The organism is Roseibium aquae, from assembly GCF_008711285.1.
In the GTDB taxonomy this organism is placed as follows: Bacteria; Pseudomonadota; Alphaproteobacteria; order Rhizobiales; family Stappiaceae; genus Roseibium; species Roseibium aquae.
Genome location: NZ_VXDC01000013.1, coordinates 16,647 through 31,785 on the forward strand (window position 1 = coordinate 16,647; position 15,139 = coordinate 31,785).

At 61.5% G+C, this 15,139-nt stretch carries 14 protein-coding genes; 4 read left to right on the plus strand and 10 right to left on the minus strand.

Features of this window, described 5'->3' with window-relative positions:
• The first annotated feature begins 2 nt into the window (after nt 1–2).
• Together F0184_RS17755 and F0184_RS17760 are read left to right on the plus strand one after the other, a co-directional pair.
• Nucleotides 3–1,811 carry a glycoside hydrolase family 15 protein gene (locus F0184_RS17755; protein WP_150497555.1) on the plus strand — a complete coding sequence of 603 codons (1,809 nt, stop codon included), beginning with the start codon at nt 3–5 and terminating at the stop codon, nt 1,809–1,811.
• 122 nt (nt 1,812–1,933) lie between these two features.
• On the plus strand, nt 1,934–3,310 hold the full coding sequence (locus tag F0184_RS17760) for an alpha,alpha-trehalose-phosphate synthase (UDP-forming) (protein WP_150497556.1): 1,377 nt from the start codon (nt 1,934–1,936) through the stop codon (nt 3,308–3,310).
• Here F0184_RS17760 and F0184_RS17765 read toward each other — a convergent pair.
• The 3 genes from F0184_RS17765 to F0184_RS17775 form a co-directional block, all read right to left on the minus strand.
• Nucleotides 3,300–3,464, minus strand: a complete 165-nt coding sequence (locus F0184_RS17765) for a DUF2256 domain-containing protein (protein WP_150497557.1) — start codon at nt 3,462–3,464, stop codon at nt 3,300–3,302. The genes F0184_RS17760 and F0184_RS17765 overlap by 11 nt on opposite strands.
• Nucleotides 3,461–5,026, minus strand: coding sequence for an FAD-binding domain-containing protein (locus tag F0184_RS17770; RefSeq protein ID WP_150497558.1), 1,566 nt, complete (start codon nt 5,024–5,026; stop codon nt 3,461–3,463). Before F0184_RS17770 ends, F0184_RS17765 begins: the two co-directional genes overlap by 4 nt.
• A gap of 62 nt (nt 5,027–5,088) precedes the next feature.
• Entirely contained in the window at nt 5,089–5,598 is a 510-nt protein-coding gene (locus tag F0184_RS17775) for an MmcB family DNA repair protein (RefSeq protein WP_150497559.1), read from the minus strand.
• 256 nt (nt 5,599–5,854) lie between these two features.
• Here F0184_RS17775 and F0184_RS17780 point away from each other — a divergent pair, with 256 nt between their 5' ends.
• Nucleotides 5,855–6,340 carry a hypothetical protein gene (locus F0184_RS17780; protein WP_150497560.1) on the plus strand — a complete coding sequence of 162 codons (486 nt, stop codon included), beginning with the start codon at nt 5,855–5,857 and terminating at the stop codon, nt 6,338–6,340.
• On the opposite strand, the gene F0184_RS17785 is transcribed toward F0184_RS17780, so the two are convergent.
• The 6 genes from F0184_RS17785 to F0184_RS17810 all read right to left on the minus strand — a co-directional run bounded on the left by F0184_RS17785 (nt 6,321) and on the right by F0184_RS17810 (nt 11,623).
• Complete coding sequence (locus F0184_RS17785; protein ID WP_150497561.1) at nt 6,321–7,403, minus strand: alpha/beta hydrolase; 1,083 nt, start codon at nt 7,401–7,403, stop codon at nt 6,321–6,323. The two genes, F0184_RS17780 and F0184_RS17785, sit on opposite strands and share 20 nt — an antisense overlap.
• 36 nt (nt 7,404–7,439) lie before the next feature.
• Complete coding sequence (locus tag F0184_RS17790) at nt 7,440–9,224, minus strand: SulP family inorganic anion transporter (RefSeq protein ID WP_150497562.1); 1,785 nt, start codon at nt 9,222–9,224, stop codon at nt 7,440–7,442.
• Between the two features lie 116 nt (nt 9,225–9,340).
• Entirely contained in the window at nt 9,341–9,745 is a 405-nt protein-coding gene (locus F0184_RS17795; protein WP_150497563.1) for a protein tyrosine phosphatase family protein, read from the minus strand.
• A 28-nt stretch (nt 9,746–9,773) separates the two neighbouring features.
• Nucleotides 9,774–10,667, minus strand: coding sequence for an MBL fold metallo-hydrolase (locus tag F0184_RS17800; protein WP_150497564.1), 894 nt, complete (start codon nt 10,665–10,667; stop codon nt 9,774–9,776).
• A 71-nt stretch (nt 10,668–10,738) separates the two neighbouring features.
• Nucleotides 10,739–11,191: a DUF6691 family protein gene (locus F0184_RS17805; protein ID WP_150497565.1), complete on the minus strand. Its 453-nt coding sequence runs from the start codon at nt 11,189–11,191 to the stop codon at nt 10,739–10,741.
• A gap of 3 nt (nt 11,192–11,194) precedes the next feature.
• Nucleotides 11,195–11,623, minus strand: coding sequence for a YeeE/YedE family protein (locus F0184_RS17810; RefSeq protein ID WP_150497566.1), 429 nt, complete (start codon nt 11,621–11,623; stop codon nt 11,195–11,197).
• 285 nt (nt 11,624–11,908) lie between these two features.
• On the opposite strand from F0184_RS17810, the gene F0184_RS17815 reads away from it, so the two are divergent.
• Complete coding sequence (locus F0184_RS17815; RefSeq protein ID WP_150497567.1) at nt 11,909–13,024, plus strand: DUF1176 domain-containing protein; 1,116 nt, start codon at nt 11,909–11,911, stop codon at nt 13,022–13,024.
• On the opposite strand, the gene F0184_RS17820 is transcribed toward F0184_RS17815, so the two are convergent.
• Nucleotides 12,981–15,041, minus strand: coding sequence for a bifunctional DedA family/phosphatase PAP2 family protein (locus F0184_RS17820; protein ID WP_172972159.1), 2,061 nt, complete (start codon nt 15,039–15,041; stop codon nt 12,981–12,983). The two genes, F0184_RS17815 and F0184_RS17820, sit on opposite strands and share 44 nt — an antisense overlap.
• Nucleotides 15,042–15,139 lie beyond the last annotated feature (98 nt).

A 15,139-nucleotide genomic window follows, 5' to 3' on the forward strand; every position in this document is an offset into this window, starting at 1 on the left:
TCATGTCCTGGACCTCTCCGGTCAAATCTGAAAGCTCGCTCGATCTTGCCATGATCGGCAACTGCTCGATTGCGGCGCTGATTGACAAGATGGGCACTCTTGTCTGGTGTTGCCTGCCGCGTTTTGACGGCGATCCGGTGTTTCATTCGCTGCTGGGAACCATTGGCGAGGAAGGCGACGCGGCCTTTGCGATAGAGCTGAACGGGGCCGTGCGGTCCGAGCAGGAATATGTTCCGAACACGGCCATCGTGAAGACCCGAATTTTCGACGGGCAGGGCAATGCCATCGAGATAACGGATTTCGCGCCCCGCTTCACCGCAAAGGGCCGCATGTTCCGGCCGAATGCTGTGGTGCGCCGTGTCCGCCCGCTTGCCGGTCATCCGCGCATCCGTGTTCGCTGTCGTCCCCGGTTCGCCTGGGGCAAGCGGGTGCCGGACATCACGTTCGGCTCCAACCATGTGCGCTGGGTGGGAAACGGCACGACCTTGCGGCTGACCACAAATGCCTCCGTGACCTATGTGCGCGAGGAAACCCCGTTTCTTCTCGACGGTCCTTTGTCCTTTTATCTCGGGCCGGATGAATCGCTCACCGACCATCCCGACAAGATCCTGCGAGATTTCGAGGAAAACACGGAAGTCTATTGGCGCCACTGGACCCGCCGGTTGAGCTTGCCGCTTGAGTATCAGGAAGCCGTCATCCGGGCGGCGATCACCCTAAAATTGTGCACCTATGAGGAAACGGGCGCGATCATCGCGGCGGCGACGACCTCCATTCCGGAAGCGGCCGGAAGCGAGCGCAATTGGGACTACCGCTATTGCTGGCTGCGTGATGCGTTCTTCGTGATTCGCGCCCTGAACTCCCTCTCCGAAATGGAGACGATGGAGAATTATCTGCGCTATCTCAACAATATCGCGGCCGTCACCAATGGCGGCCACGTCCAGCCGCTTTACGGGATCGGGCTGGAAGAAAAACTGATCGAGGAAATCACGGATCTGCCGGGGTATCGGGGCAACGGACCTGTGCGGGTCGGCAATCAGGCCTACGAGCACTTCCAGCATGATGTTTATGGCAACATCGTCCTCGGGGCCGCCCAGGCTTATTTCGACAAGCGGCTTTTGCACCAACCGGGATTGGAAGATTTCCGCCGGCTGGAACAGGTCGGCGAGCGCGCCTTTGCGATGCACGACCAACCGGACGCCGGAATTTGGGAATTGAGAACCCGTGCCCGTGTTCATACCTCTTCTTCCTTGATGTGCTGGGCGGCGTGTGACCGGATCGCGAAAATCGCCGACCAATTCGGATTGGTTGACCGCGCGACCTATTGGCGCGAACGGGCGCAAAAGATCCACGGGGTTATTTGCGAACGTGGCTGGAACCCGGATGTGGGCGCTTTCGTCGAGAGTTTCGAAGGCAGCGATCTCGATGCCAGCTTGCTTCTCATGGCGGAAGTCGGCTTTCTGCCGGCAAAAGATCCACGCTTCATCGCGACCGTCGACAAGATTGGTGAAACGCTCCGGCGCGGAAATCACCTCTTCCGCTATCATGCGGCGGATGATTTCGGCGCGCCGGAAAACGCCTTCAACATCTGCACCTTCTGGTACATCGATGCCCTGGCGCGGATCGGGCGGACGGATGAGGCGCGCGAGATTTACGAAACCATGTTGTCTTGCCGCAATCATGTCGGGCTATTGTCTGAAGACACGACGCCGTCGACCGGGGAGCTTTGGGGCAATTTCCCGCAGACCTATTCCATGGTCGGTATCATCAACGGTGCCGTCCGGCTGAGCAAAGGCTGGGAGAGCGTGATCTAGAGACGGCTGCCACGTCTCCTGTCTCTCCCACCAGCCTTGTTTGCGCAACGGCCAGCGGTCGCCGGTTTGCCGCGCGCCGTGTCCTCCTGATACGGTCTGTCCACAAAGCGGGAGGAAAAGGAATGGGACGTCTCATCGTCGTATCGAACCGGGTCGGGCCGCTTAAGGATACCGGCCGGGCCGGGGGGCTTGCGGTCGCCCTTGTCGATGCTCTTAGCCAGACAGGCGGGATCTGGTTCGGTTGGAGCGGTGATGTCAGCGACGAGGGAACATTCTCGACCCTGAAAAAAACCCGCGCGCGCTCCGTCCAGATGGTGCAGCTCGACATGACCCGGGAAGATTATGATGGGTTCTATGCCGGCTATGCGAACCGCACGCTCTGGCCCGTGCTGCACTACCGGCTGGATCTGGCCGACTTCAACCGGAAATTTGAAAGAACCTATCGCTATGTGAACGAGCGGTTTGCCGCCCGTCTCGGGCCCTTGATCGAACCGGAAGACGTGATCTGGGTCCACGACTATCACTTCTTGACCTTCGCTGCAGATCTGCGCGGGATGAATGTGCAGAACCCGATGGCTTTTTTTCTGCACATTCCGTTCCCCGCTCCGGAAATTCTCGCCGCGCTTCCCAATGCCAAGTCGATTTGCCGGGCGATGCTGGCCTACGACCTTCTCGGGTTCCAGACCCATCGGGATGCGCATAACTTCAAGCGGTTTGCGGTTGAGGAAGCCGGTGCGACCGATATCGGCGATAATCAACTGCGCATCGGTGGCCGGGTGGTGACCGCCCGGGCCTATCCAATCGGCATCGACGCGGATGCGTTTTCCAAGCTGGCCATGTCGCCGGATGCCCGCCGGCATATCGCCCGCCTGGAAAAGCTGATGGGCGGCCGTCAGCAGATCATCGGCGTCGACCGGATCGACTATTCGAAAGGCCTGCCGGAACGGTTCCGCGCCTATGAACGTCTTCTGGAGGATTATCCGGAAAACCGGGGACGTTTGTCGCTCATGCAGATCGCGCCGCCATCGCGATCGGAGCTGGATGCCTACATCGATATCCGCCGCGAGCTGGAATTGTTGGCAGGTCATGTCAATGGCCGGTTCGCCGACCTTGACTGGACACCCGTGCGGTTCCTCACGAAGTCCTTTCCCCGCCGGGCGCTCGCCGGGATCTACCGTGCCAGCCGTGTCGGTCTGGTGACGCCGTTGCGCGACGGCATGAATCTTGTCGCCAAGGAATACATTGCCGCACAACGCGCCGAGGATCCTGGCGTGCTTGTCCTGTCGCGCTTTGCCGGCGCGGCCGAGCAAATGCCGGAGGCGGTTATCGTGAACCCGCATTCGGCCGAAGAGGTCGCCGCCGGAATCCAGACCGCCATCACCATGCCGATGGAGGAGCGGCGGGACCGGTGGCAAGCCATGTTCAACCGGCTTTGCGAGCATGACGCCATCGCGTGGTCCCGGTCGATCATGGAGGATGTGAAGGCGATCAGCCGGTAGTGGAGCCGGGCCGTTTTTGGCGCTCGCGCCGGCAGCGGTCGGAGCAATAGCGCACGTTTTCCCAGTCCTTGGCCCATTTTTTCCGCCAGGCGAAGGGGAGGCCGCAGGTCTGGCAGGTTTTTTGCGGCAGGTCGGATTTCTTGCGCATTTTCATGAGGCGGGGCCGATCCGATCGAACAGGTCGGGCTGTGCATCTGGTGCGGGTTTTTTCCGGCGCGGCGTTTTCTCGCGGCCGCGCATGGGAATGCCACTCTTGCGGCTGCCGTGTTTTCCCTGGATCGATTGCGCGCTCGATCTGAATTCGGCGCCTTTGCGCACGCCCCATACCTTTTCCCTTGCGTCCTTGGCCGCGCTCAAGTGATCGACGAGCGGGAAAGGATAGCGCTTGCCGAGCACACGTCCGGCATTCGGAGCGGTCCAGGGTTCATGCAGATGCCGCGCGTCGATCTCGCCAAGCTCCGGCACCCATCGCCGGATGAAGGCGCCGTCCGGGTCCTGGTCCCTGCCCTGCTTGACCGGATTGTAAATACGCACTGTGTTGATGCCGGTGGTTCCGGATTGCATCTGGACCTGAGGCCAATGGATGCCTGGCTCATAGTCGGTGAAAAGGCGTGCCAGATGCAGGCCCGGTTGCCGCCAGTCGAGCCACAGGTGATAGCTGGAAACGGCGACCAGCATGGCCCGCATGCGGAAATTCATCCAGCCTGTCGCGGTCAGCGCCCGCATGCAGGCATCGACAAAGGGCAGCCCCGTTTCGCCCGCCTGCCAGGCCGCCAATCGCGCGGGATCGGGTTCGGAAGGGCGCAGGCCATCATAGGCCCGGTGGAGGTTTTCGAATTCCAGCCGGGGTTCGTCTTCCAGCTTCTGCACGAAGTGGCAATGCCAGTGAAGGCGGCCGGAAAAAGACCGCATGGCCGCCCGCCATTGGGTGACGCCGGGTTCTGAGGATTGTTTCAACTCCCGTTGGCGCGCATATGCAGCCTGTGCGACCTCCCGCATGGACAGGCATCCCCATGCCAGATAGGGCGAGACCCGTGAGCATGCGTCAAAGGCGGTCACGGGTGTCGACATGGCTTTTTGATAGGGTTTGCCGCGGTGGAACAGAAAACTCTCCAGCGTCCCCAGCCCGTCACAGCGTCCGCCGGGCTGCCGCTCCTCGCAGGGGTCGGGGGCGAGCCCAAGGTCGTTGGCGGAGGGTATTCGGCCCGCTTCAAGGTCGTGCAAAGGGCGAAGGACCGGAGCGCCGATCACGGGCTTTGCCATGAAATCGTCCCAGCGGCCGGCCCAGCCGTTGCGCGAGCCAAGACGCCGGATCACGCCCGTTTGCCGGTCCTCATGCCACGGAACACCGTTTTCCCGGCACCAGGCGGCGACCTTGAGATCGCGCTGATACGTCCATGCATTGCCGGTTTCCTCGTGCGACCAGAGTGCGCCGACAGGATCGCTCGCATGAATGTGGGAAAGCGTTTCGACGACGCTTCCTGTCCGGACCACAAGCGGTTGACCGATCGCGGCGAGATCCTCGCGCAGAGCACGCAGACATTCGGTCAGGAATGCATAGTGCCGGGCGGACATGTCCGGCTGCGCCCACAAATCCGGTTCGACGACAAAGAGCGGTAGGACGGGACCGCGCCGCGCCGCGCGGGCGAGCGGGGCATGATCCTCAATCCGCAGGTCCCGTTTGAACCAGACCACCTGGAGGGCTGTTCCGCTCATTGCAATTCCGCTGACCTTTTTGTCTTCGGAGGATTTACGCAGATCGAGGCCGCTGGATTTCGCTATCCGCCAGACAAGATACGGCGCGCCTCGGGATCCATCAGGTCGTGAAGACGCGCGGCCGCAGTCCGGGCAAAACGGTGGCTGACGGCCTTGCGGGTCGCTGCCGGCAGTTTGTGCTCGGGGGCTTCGCGCAGCACCAGTCCACCGAACCCATCTGACACGATCAGGCCGGCCTCGTCCGGGAAGATATCAGGCGGTACGTCCGGAGATGTCGCGAAAAAAAGGCGGTCACAATGGTGCCGGTAATCCGGCCATTTGTTGTCGGCCCGAAAATCCGCAATGGAGGATTTCACCTCGACGATCCAGATTTCATGGCGTGGCCCGAGCCCGATCAGATCCGCCCGCCGACCCGAGGCGAGTGTCAGTTCCGGCAGGCAAACAAAGTCCCATTGACGCAAGAGCCGTGAGGTTCCGCGCCAAATCAGCGAGGCTTGCCCGGACTGACGCCCGTCCGTTAAGGGGTCATCAAGCTGGATCGGTCCGCTGGCGGCGGCGGTGTCTCGGTTCATTCCACTAATGTTCTATTTTTGTTCGAAAAATTCAAGTCAATTCCGCGCAAAACTTGACGAAATTGCCGTAAATTCGGCGCGCGCGGTAAGGTTTCGGGAAAGCGTGCCGAGGCGGCCCGGGGCGCCGATCTTGGTCCGGTCCGGACATGCCTGGTCGCTTTTCGTTGCGTCAAAGCCCATTTCCGGCAAAACTCCGGCTCGTTTCGGTTTGGGGTTGGCTATCGTCCGGGCCAAAGAGGGCAGATGGAGGGGCGTCGTGACCTTGCGCAGGTTGGGGCCATGCTTTGGAGTTTTTCTGAGTCTTATCCTTGTGGGTCCGGTTCTCGCGGCAAAGGGCGACCGGCAGCTGTCCGTCCGGCCCTCGCCGCCCTTGTTGGAGGGCAAGGTCCTGGATTTGCGCTTTGCGGGCTTCGCGCAAGGGATCTGGATCGGGGCTGAGGCCGATTGCGCGGTCTTGACGCGGATCGATCGCGGCCCTCCCGGCCAGGTCGTCGCCATTCACCGGGGCTTGATGGAAACCCCGACACGCATTTGCCAGGTCTATGGCGCGGAACAAAGGCCCCAAGGTGCGCAGCGCGCCGCGATGAACTGCCGGCTTGACACTGGCGCGAGCGCGCTGGGGATGGTCACGGTTCGCAAACGCGGGGATGAATTGCTGGTCGTGCAGGACGGTGAGAAGCAGCCGAAAGTGTTTCGGTTCTGCCGCGAAATCCCGCCGGTGATCAACACGGCGGGTCAATAGGCCCCGGGACATCTCCCAGTGCCAGATCGAGCGCTTGGGAGAGCTTGCGCATGTTTTCATCCACTGGAAAACGTTTGCAGGTTTGAGCAAGGGCCTCTCGCGCCTCGGAACACCGGCCAAGGGCCACGAGCGCTTCGACCCGCCGCAGCGGGATCTGTTTTCTCCAGCGCTTCGGCAGCTTGCCCCAAATATCGTGGGTTTCGATCGCATGGTCGAGATTGCCGAGCGCGACAATCATGCCTGCCTGATCCCCCGCGCGCCCAAGGGCTTCGGCATGAAGCAGCCGGATACCGGGATTGCGCGCGAAACCGGGAGCGGCCGCGAGGCGGCCCGGCGGGACGTGGTCCCCGGCGCTGAACGCCTCCTGCGCCGCGCCGAACATGGCCGCATCCGTCATGCCGCCGGGATAGACCAGATGTTTGGCGGCAAGTTCAACCGCCGGATCCCTGTTGAAGGTCGTGATGAGGCGGCGGATCACATTGAGACTGTAGAGATGGTCGTGAGCAGCGTGACTTGAGGACAGCCCATGGAGGCTTGCTTGCGGCATATGCTGCGCGGCATAGGCGGCATTGGCCGCATCCGTTCCGTCAAACAAACCGTAGTAAAGATGGAAATTGCCATCGGCTGTTGGCGCGTCAAACCCCGAAAAGTCCGGGAAGCGGCTGTCATCGGGCGGAACGCCATACCGCGCGCTCTGCGAACCCGGGCGTCCTGGGCGCAATTCGGCGCCAAAGGCATGAACGGTGCCATCGCGGCGGCGGAGCCCGGTGGCCAAGGCCGCTGTTCCGCCCATCGATGATCCATAATAGATGATCCGCCCCGGCGCAGCCGTGGAAACCGCGCGATCGATCGCAGCGTCGATGTCCCGCTCCAGCCCGAGATACCAGCCGTTTTCCGTGTCGTTCAAGAACAGGCATCCGTGGCGCGTGGCGGCGAACAAGCGTTCCAGCCCGAACCTTCCGGCCGGGACCCGAACCTGCGAGAACACGACCGCAAGCTGTCCGCTGGAACCGGGGCGGAAACGGTCCTGCAGCCGGCCGGAATGGGGATGTTGAACGCTCATGGCCCGTGGATGACAGGGGCGTTCTTCAAAATCAAGTCAGATGACTGGGCCGCTCCAAACATCGGACTGGGCGTTTTTCTTCGGGGTATGGGATTCGGCGACATGGGCCGTTAGCGGATCGAGGGTGCGGAAGGCCTCATACTGGCTGAGGAAGACTTGACCGGTGAGGTGATCGAGAAAATCGGTCCGTTGCAGACGGTCCATCACCGGTCCTTTCACCTCCGACAGGTGAAAGGTGACCCCGCTGTCGGACAGGCGGTGATTGATTTCTTCCAGGCTTTCCAGGGCGCTGGCGTCAATCTCGTTGACCGCCGGGCACATGAGCACAACATGCTCGATTGCCGGACGGTCGGCGACCAGCGCATAAATCCGGTCCTCCAGATAGCGGCTGTTGGCGAAGAACAGGCTCTCATCGACCCGCAAGGTGAGGACCTTGCTGCCGGTGACAACGGTGTGCCGGTCGATATTTCGGAAATGCTCCGATCCGGGCACAACGCCGACGATGGCCATATGCGGACGGCTGGACCGGTAGAGATACAGCGCGATGGACAGGGCGACACCGGTCACAACACCTTGCTCGACCCCGAAGAACAGCGTGATGGCGATTGTTGCCGCCATGGCGGAAAAGTCGCTCTTCGAATAGGCATAGGTGCGTTTGATCGCGCCGAAATCAACCAGCGACAGGACCGCGACGATGATGGTCGCGGCGAGGGTTGCCTGCGGCAGGTTGGTGAGGAGCGGGGTCAGAAACAGCGTGGCGACGGCTATGCCAATGGCGGTAAATGCGCCGGCCGCCGGGGTCGCGGCTCCGGCGTCGAAGTTGACCACGGAGCGGGCGAAACCGCCGGTCACCGGATAGCCGCCGGAAATGGCCGATGCGACGTTGGACGCGCCCAGCCCGATCAATTCCTGATCCGGATCGATGCGCTGCCGCTTCTTGGCTGCGAGCGTCTGGGCGACGGACACGGATTCGACGAAGCCGATCACCGAGATCAACAGCGCTGGGGCCGCAAGGTCCAGCCAAAGCTGGCTGTCTAAGGGGGGCAATTGCGGCATGGGCAGACCCGAGGGAATATCTCCCACAAGGCGCACGCCTTCTTCGCCAAGTTCGAGCAGGGCCGCGAGCAGAGTGGTTGCGGCAACGGCGGCAACCGGGCCGGCCTTGGTCACGATATCCGCCCAGAAGGGCTTCAGCCCCAGACCGATCAAGAGTGGCTTCAGTCCCTTGCGCACCCAAAAGAGAAACGCGGTCGCGGTGGCGCCGATGGCAAGGGTGATCCAGTTGACGTCCGCGATATGGCTCCCGATCGACAGGAGGATGTCGTAGAGCGTATGACCCTGTGCCGGGACTCCCAGGATATGCTTGAGCTGACTGGAGGCAATTAGAAGGCCGGACGCGGTGATGAAGCCGGAAATCACGGGGTGGCTGAGCAGATTGGCGAGAAATCCGAGTTTCAGGAAGCCCATCACCATCAGCATCAGGCCGGACAGGAAGGCCAGCGCGATCGCAGCCCCGAGATACTCCGGGGTGCCCTGCTGGGCGAGCTCGCCGACCGCCGAGGCTGTCATGAGGGACACGACGGCGACCGGGCCGACGGCCAGCGCCCGGCTGGTTCCGAAAATGGCGTAGGCGACGAGCGGTAAAATCGAGGCGTAGAGCCCCACTTCCGGGGGCAGGCCGGCCAGCAGCGCATAGGCCAGGGACTGCGGGATCAGCATGATGGTGACGATGACCGCGGCAACAAGATCGCTGGTTGCGGTTTCACGGTCATAGGTCCGGCCCCAAGTCAGGATGGGAAAGTAGCGGACAAAAAGGGTCATGAAGGGTTTGTCTTTGCGTTCACGCCCGTTTGAATGCCTCCATCACTCCAGATTGTCATGGGCGGACGGTGGGCGTGCGGTCGGCAATGAACCGACCGTACGCACGGCGGGCTTGGTTATTGTCCAAAAAGAGATCTGAGATCGTATCCGGCAGCGGCGGTCTGCTCCAAAATCTCGTTAGCAGGCCGGGTCTTTGCCTGGGAAAAGGCCCAGGCTGTTGCGCAGCGGGTGCCGCTTCGGCAGTAGGCGAAGACCGGTTTTGGAAGATCTTCCATGGCCGCCGCGAACGCATCGACGTCGTGCTGCGTCATGCCGCCGGAGACGATCGGCAAGTTCCGGATTTCCAGACCGGCTGCGGCGGCTGCCGCTGCGATCTCCTCATAGGAGGGCTGGTCCGGGCTTTCGCCATCGGGGCGGTTGCAGATCACTGATTTGAAGCCAAGCGCCTTGATGTCCGCCAGGTCTTCAGGGTCGATTTGAGGGCTGACGGATATCTCGTCGGTGATCTGTTTCGGGGTCATGGATGTCCTCGCAAATTTCCTGTGGTCATTAAAGCCCGTTGACCGGGACCTTCAGGAAGGTTTTGCCGCTGTCATCGGCCGGTGGCAACTGCCCGGCGCGCATATTCACCTGCAAGGAGGGAATAATCAGTTTCGGCATGGCGAGTTGCGCATCGCGTTCGGTCCGGAACTTGATGAAGTCTTCCCGTGTCTTGCCGCCGCCAACATGGATGTTGTGGGCTTTTTCGTCCCCCACGGTCGTTTCCCACCGGATTTCCCGGCCGTTCGGCCCGTAATCGTGGCACATGAACAGCCGCATGTCGTCCGGCAGGGCGAGCACCTTCTGGATGGAGTCATACAGCGTGCCCGCGTCGCCGCCCGGGAAATCTGCCCGCGCCGATCCGCCGTCCGGCATGAACAGAGTATCTCCGACAAACGCCGCATTCCCGACCACATGGACCATACAGGCAGGCGTATGGCCAGGCGTGTAGATCGCGAAAGCAGTCATGGTGCCGATCTGGTAGGTATCGCCATCCACGAACAGACGGTCGAACTGGCTGCCGTCCCTCTGAAACTCGGTGCCTTCGTTGAAGACTTTGCCGAAGGTGTCCTGCACAACGGTGATCTTGTCGCCGATGCCGATTTTGCCGCCCAGTTTTCCTTGGATATAAGGCGCGCCGGAAAGGTGATCGGCATGGACGTGGGTTTCGATCAGCCACTCGACCTTCAGGTCATTCTTTTGAACGAAGGCGATGATCTCGTCGGCGCTGTCATAGGTGATGCGGCCGGCGGCGTAGTCGATGTCCATGACACTGTCGACAATCGCGCATGCGTTCGAATTCGGATCCTTCACCACATAGCTGATGGTGTTGGTGGCCTCGTCGAAGAAGCCGGTCACTTCAGGCTTGACCGACATATCGACCGGATAAGGGGTGTTGGTCATTTCGATCTCCCTTTTGTCCTGTCACGGGCTTGGGGCACGAAACAGGCTTGTTTCGGTAGCCCGGCTCCGCCTTACGTTGCGGAGGAATTTGCAATGGGCTGTTTCGGTTGGGTCAGCTGGGTTGCCAGCTTGTAGGCGGCCATTCCGGCGAGGATCGCGGCCGCGGCGATGAAAGGCTCGAAACGCCCCAGACCGAGGGCCGGAACAAGGCCGCCCGGGCAAAAACCCGAAAAGCCCCAGCCGATCCCGAAGACCGCCGAACCGCCGACCAGGCGAAGGTCGATATCCTTGCGGGTCGGCAGGGAAAATCCATTGGCGAGAACGGGGTGCGGCATACGGAACACAAGCCGGTAACCGATCGCGGTCACCAACAGCGCCCCGCCCATGACGAACGCCAGGCTGGGATCCCAAGTCCCCGCGATGTCGAAGAAATTGAGAACTTTTGCGGGATTGGCCATGCCCGAAATCATGATCCCCGTGCCAAAGACGAGGCCAATGCCAAATGCGGTCAAGATGCGGAACATTGATCAGCCTCCAATGACATGACGCATGACAAACACGGTCACGAGACCCGTTGCCATGAAGGTCACGGTCGCGACGATCGAACGGGCGGATAGGCGGGATATACCGCAAACGCCGTGGCCGCTGGTGCAGCCGGAACCGAGCGATGCGCCGATACCCACCAAAAACCCGCCAATGGCGAGCAGCAAGGGTTCGACTGGCACCTCGATCGCCGGCATCGAGCCGGTCACCCACATCATGGCGATCGGGCTGGCAATCATCCCGGCGATGAAGGCGGCCCGCCACCCCCAGTCCGGGGAGGTTGGCATGGCGAAAAGGCCGCTGACGATCCCGTTGATCCCTGCAATCCGCCCGTGGATTGCCATGAGAGCAACAGTTGCGACCCCGATCAGGGCACCGCCCAGCAGCGCTGAGAAAGGAGTGAACTCGGTCATGATCCTCGATCCAATAGTTTCATTAAATTGAATATAAAGAGCGGATGGGCCTTAATGCAAGGCCCTGCCGGAATATTTTCGCGAGCCGCTCCGGCGCGCAAGCTGGTGAAGTACCTTAGGCGCTTGTCGCGATGGCCTTCGCCGATGACCGATGCGTCGTTTGAAATCCGCTAGGATCCGGCAGCGCGCCACGCTCAGGCGCTTTACGTATCACGGGCCTTGCATCTATGAAAAAAAGGCCTTCCGGGCCACAATGGCGAAGAGTTGCAAGAAAGGGGTCCTGACATGCGCCGGTGCTTGAACGCAGTGTCTTGTCTGGTTTCGGGTTTTCTGGTGTCGGTGGCACCCATGGCCTCGGCGGAAGAAGCGCTTCCCCGTGTTGCCCTCGAACTGTTCGGTCAGGAAGACATCGAAGGCGGTCTTGGCGGATGCTACTTTGCGATCTGGCAGCACAATCGGGATCCCGAAAAGGACCGGTTTGCCTATGCTTTTCATACGGATTTCGGCGAGAATGTCGCGCCCAATCCGGCACGCATCGAAATCGCCGGGACTGTCCATCGGGTCGCGGAACTTGTCAGCGGCGGCCCCATCAAGGGCGGCCTTGCGACCCAGCATCTTTATGCCAATGGGGACCGCTCGATACGGGTTCATATCGAAGTTCTGGACGCCGGCTATGCGAATGCCTTGACCACCCTCCATGATGTTTCCATGACGGTGATCGAGCGGGGCAAGGTTCCGTTCGTTCTGTCAGGCAAAGGCGTGCACGGATGCCCAAAGGCTGCGGGCACGGCCGGAAAACGGCAGGCGCCTGAAGTAGCGGCCGCAGATCAAGCACCCTTGAAGCGGCGGATCGAGCCCCGTCCCGCACCCTCCGGTCTCGGCTCAATGCCCGCGGGTCTTGCGTTCGGCCCGCCGGTCGATCTTGTCGAGCGTGGTGACGTCCCGGCGGCGTTGCAACGCGCCGCGCGGGAATGGGCTGGATCCGAATGCGACTTCGACCTGCCGGCCGCATGGCCGGGGACGCGCTACAGCGTCAATGACTTTTATGTTCTCTGGCAGCTTCCCTGTTTCAGTGGCGCGTACCAGGCATCGAGTGTCTTCGGTGTGACCCAGAATCCGCCCGGCGATTGGGCTGACATTCTGCTTCTCCCGGATCCAGCGACCCCCACTGGCAGCCTTTACGGCGCAATGAACGCCAAAGTCGATCCGCGGACAGGCCGGCTCGAAACCACAGCCCTTGCCCGGGGGCTGGGTGATTGCGGCACCTATGCTGCCTACCGGCTTGTCGACGGGCCTGGTGAGGTGCTCGAATGGGATCTCCTGGAGTACCGGGCAAAACCGGAATGTGACGGGCAGGTCATTGCACCGGAACACTGGCCGCTGGTTCAGCGGACCTATTGATCCCCTGAGCTTGTGCCGGCGAGACGGCAAGGACAACGGTTCGCCCGTCGGGGCGTATCCGCGTGAGGGCCCCCGGCAGTGTCAATGCCGGGTTATTGATGGCATCGGGCATGTCACGGTCCGTGCGCGGCCCAGAAAATTCGCCCATGGGCCGGACTATCGACTCGTGAACGACGCTTCCCGCGTGGATCTCAAGGCGTCGGCCTCCGTCCATCAAATCAAATCGGGTTGGCCAAAGCCGCAGAACCCAGCGACCTTGGTTTGGCGTCGGCTCGCGGTCTTCTTTCATGAGAACCAGATCCGGAGGCAAGCCATTATGCGTTCTGGGAAGCACGGGGAGGGCTTCGGCCGGTGTTTCGCCGACCACGAACCCCGCCGCCGATGAGAGAGACCACTTGGGGGCTGGGGTCCAGCCGCTGGCGGCCAGCGCGTGGACGAGGCTGTCCGGTGGGCCGGCGTATTGAATGATCAAGGGTTCTTCGATTTCGCCATTCAGCTCGATCCGGTTCCGCGGCAGTTCCAGCCATGCTTGCCCTTCCCATGCTTTGCGTGTGATGACCTCGCGCTCGATGCGCGGCGCATAGGCGGCGGCGGCCGTGTTGAAGTCCGATGAGACGTGCCAGGCTCCGAAGGTTGCAAGCGTGCCGGTGACCAGGCCGGCCAAGGTCCACCGCCCCACCTTTTCGTTGTGGATCGGGCCAAAAACAAAACCGAAAGCGGCCACCATGGCGGTCCCGAACAAGAAACCCGCCAGAACATCAGACATCCAGTGGGCACCAAGATAGACCCGGGAAAATCCGATCGAAATGATGAAGATTGCGGCGATGGTGAAGATCCCGGCCTTCGACCAGCGGCTGCGGTCATGGGCAACAAGAACCGCGCAGATTCCAAATAGAACAGTGATCAGTGTGGTATGACCGCTGGGGAAGCTGAAGGCGTCGGCGCCGGTGTACAGGTCCATGGGACGGGACCGGTGCAACAGCAGTTTGATGACCGGCACGAACAGCGCGGTCGAGGCCATCGCGATCAAGAAGCCGGTGCCGCGGCGCCAGGCCTTCCGGGCAAACAGATAGCAAGCCACCACAAGGGTCAAAACGGTCACAACGATGCCATCGCCCAGCATGGTGATGGTTATCATGATATGGTCGCCGGTTGGTGTGCGCAGGCTTTCGAACATGTTCAAGATCGCCACATCCGCCCGCACCATCGGCTCGCCGGGCGAGATCTCGCCCATCAGCCACAAAAAGGCTGGAATTGTGACCAGCAGGAGAAGCGCGGAGGCGAGCATGCCCGTCGATCGGGGATGCGCGGGATCGAACGTCCGCCCGACCCATTGCGACAGCCGGCCGGGCCGTCGCGCGAACCAGTTTGCGAATGCCGCATGGGCGCCGGGAAACAGCGGAATGATGATCAGGATCAGCCAGCGCCCAAGCATGATGGCGAGGAAGAGGACCAGCAGCAGCGCCCCGGCGACCAGGGCGAGACGGCCGCTCACTTCGCCAAGCGCCGAAAGGGCCGTTCCGGCCAGAATTCCCGGCGCAATGTGAGACGCGGTCCAGGCAATGGCCGATGTGACATTCACGAAGGTGAAGCGCCAGGCATTCATGCCGACCATGCCGGCGATCCCCGGAACCACCGATTTCACGCCTGGGACAAAGCGGCCGATGAAGACGCTCTTGCCGCCATGACGCTCGAAGAAGGCTTCGCCGCGGTCCATGATGATCGTATAGCGCGACAGCGGCCAGATGTTTCTGAGACGGTCCTTGTAAACATACCCCACCCAGTAGGAAATCGCGTCGCCGGCAATTGCCCCAAGGGTGGTCCAGACAAAGATCGTCCAGCCATCCAGTTTCCCCAGACCGATGAGCGTCCCGGCGCCAACCAGAACAACGGTGCTTGGGACAAACAGGCCAACGATAAACAAGGCTTCGCCCATGGCGGCGGCAAAGCAGATAAACCCGGCAATACCCGGGTTGTCGCCAATGAATGTAACGATTTGATTCAGAAAGTCGGTCACAGCATCATCACACTGACAATGGAATGGGTTGCCGTCTCAACCGTCTTGCCTGGTAGAGTCCGTTATCCCCGCTTCATATAGGCGGCCGGCAGGCTGTC

Coding starts and splice junctions, on each gene's coding strand:
- F0184_RS17755 (WP_150497555.1), top strand. CDS start 3: ATGTCCTGGACCTCTCCGGTCAAATCTGAAAGCTCGCTCGATCTTGCC.
- F0184_RS17760 (WP_150497556.1), top strand. CDS start 1,934: ATGGGACGTCTCATCGTCGTATCGAACCGGGTCGGGCCGCTTAAGGAT.
- F0184_RS17765 (WP_150497557.1), bottom strand. CDS start 3,464: ATGAAAATGCGCAAGAAATCCGACCTGCCGCAAAAAACCTGCCAGACC.
- F0184_RS17770 (WP_150497558.1), bottom strand. CDS start 5,026: ATGAGCGGAACAGCCCTCCAGGTGGTCTGGTTCAAACGGGACCTGCGG.
- F0184_RS17775 (WP_150497559.1), bottom strand. CDS start 5,598: ATGAACCGAGACACCGCCGCCGCCAGCGGACCGATCCAGCTTGATGAC.
- F0184_RS17785 (WP_150497561.1), bottom strand. CDS start 7,403: ATGAGCGTTCAACATCCCCATTCCGGCCGGCTGCAGGACCGTTTCCGC.
- F0184_RS17790 (WP_150497562.1), bottom strand. CDS start 9,224: ATGACCCTTTTTGTCCGCTACTTTCCCATCCTGACTTGGGGCCGGACC.
- F0184_RS17795 (WP_150497563.1), bottom strand. CDS start 9,745: ATGACCCCGAAACAGATCACCGACGAGATATCCGTCAGCCCTCAAATC.
- F0184_RS17800 (WP_150497564.1), bottom strand. CDS start 10,667: ATGACCAACACCCCTTATCCGGTCGATATGTCGGTCAAGCCTGAAGTG.
- F0184_RS17805 (WP_150497565.1), bottom strand. CDS start 11,191: ATGTTCCGCATCTTGACCGCATTTGGCATTGGCCTCGTCTTTGGCACG.
- F0184_RS17810 (WP_150497566.1), bottom strand. CDS start 11,623: ATGACCGAGTTCACTCCTTTCTCAGCGCTGCTGGGCGGTGCCCTGATC.
- F0184_RS17815 (WP_150497567.1), top strand. CDS start 11,909: ATGCGCCGGTGCTTGAACGCAGTGTCTTGTCTGGTTTCGGGTTTTCTG.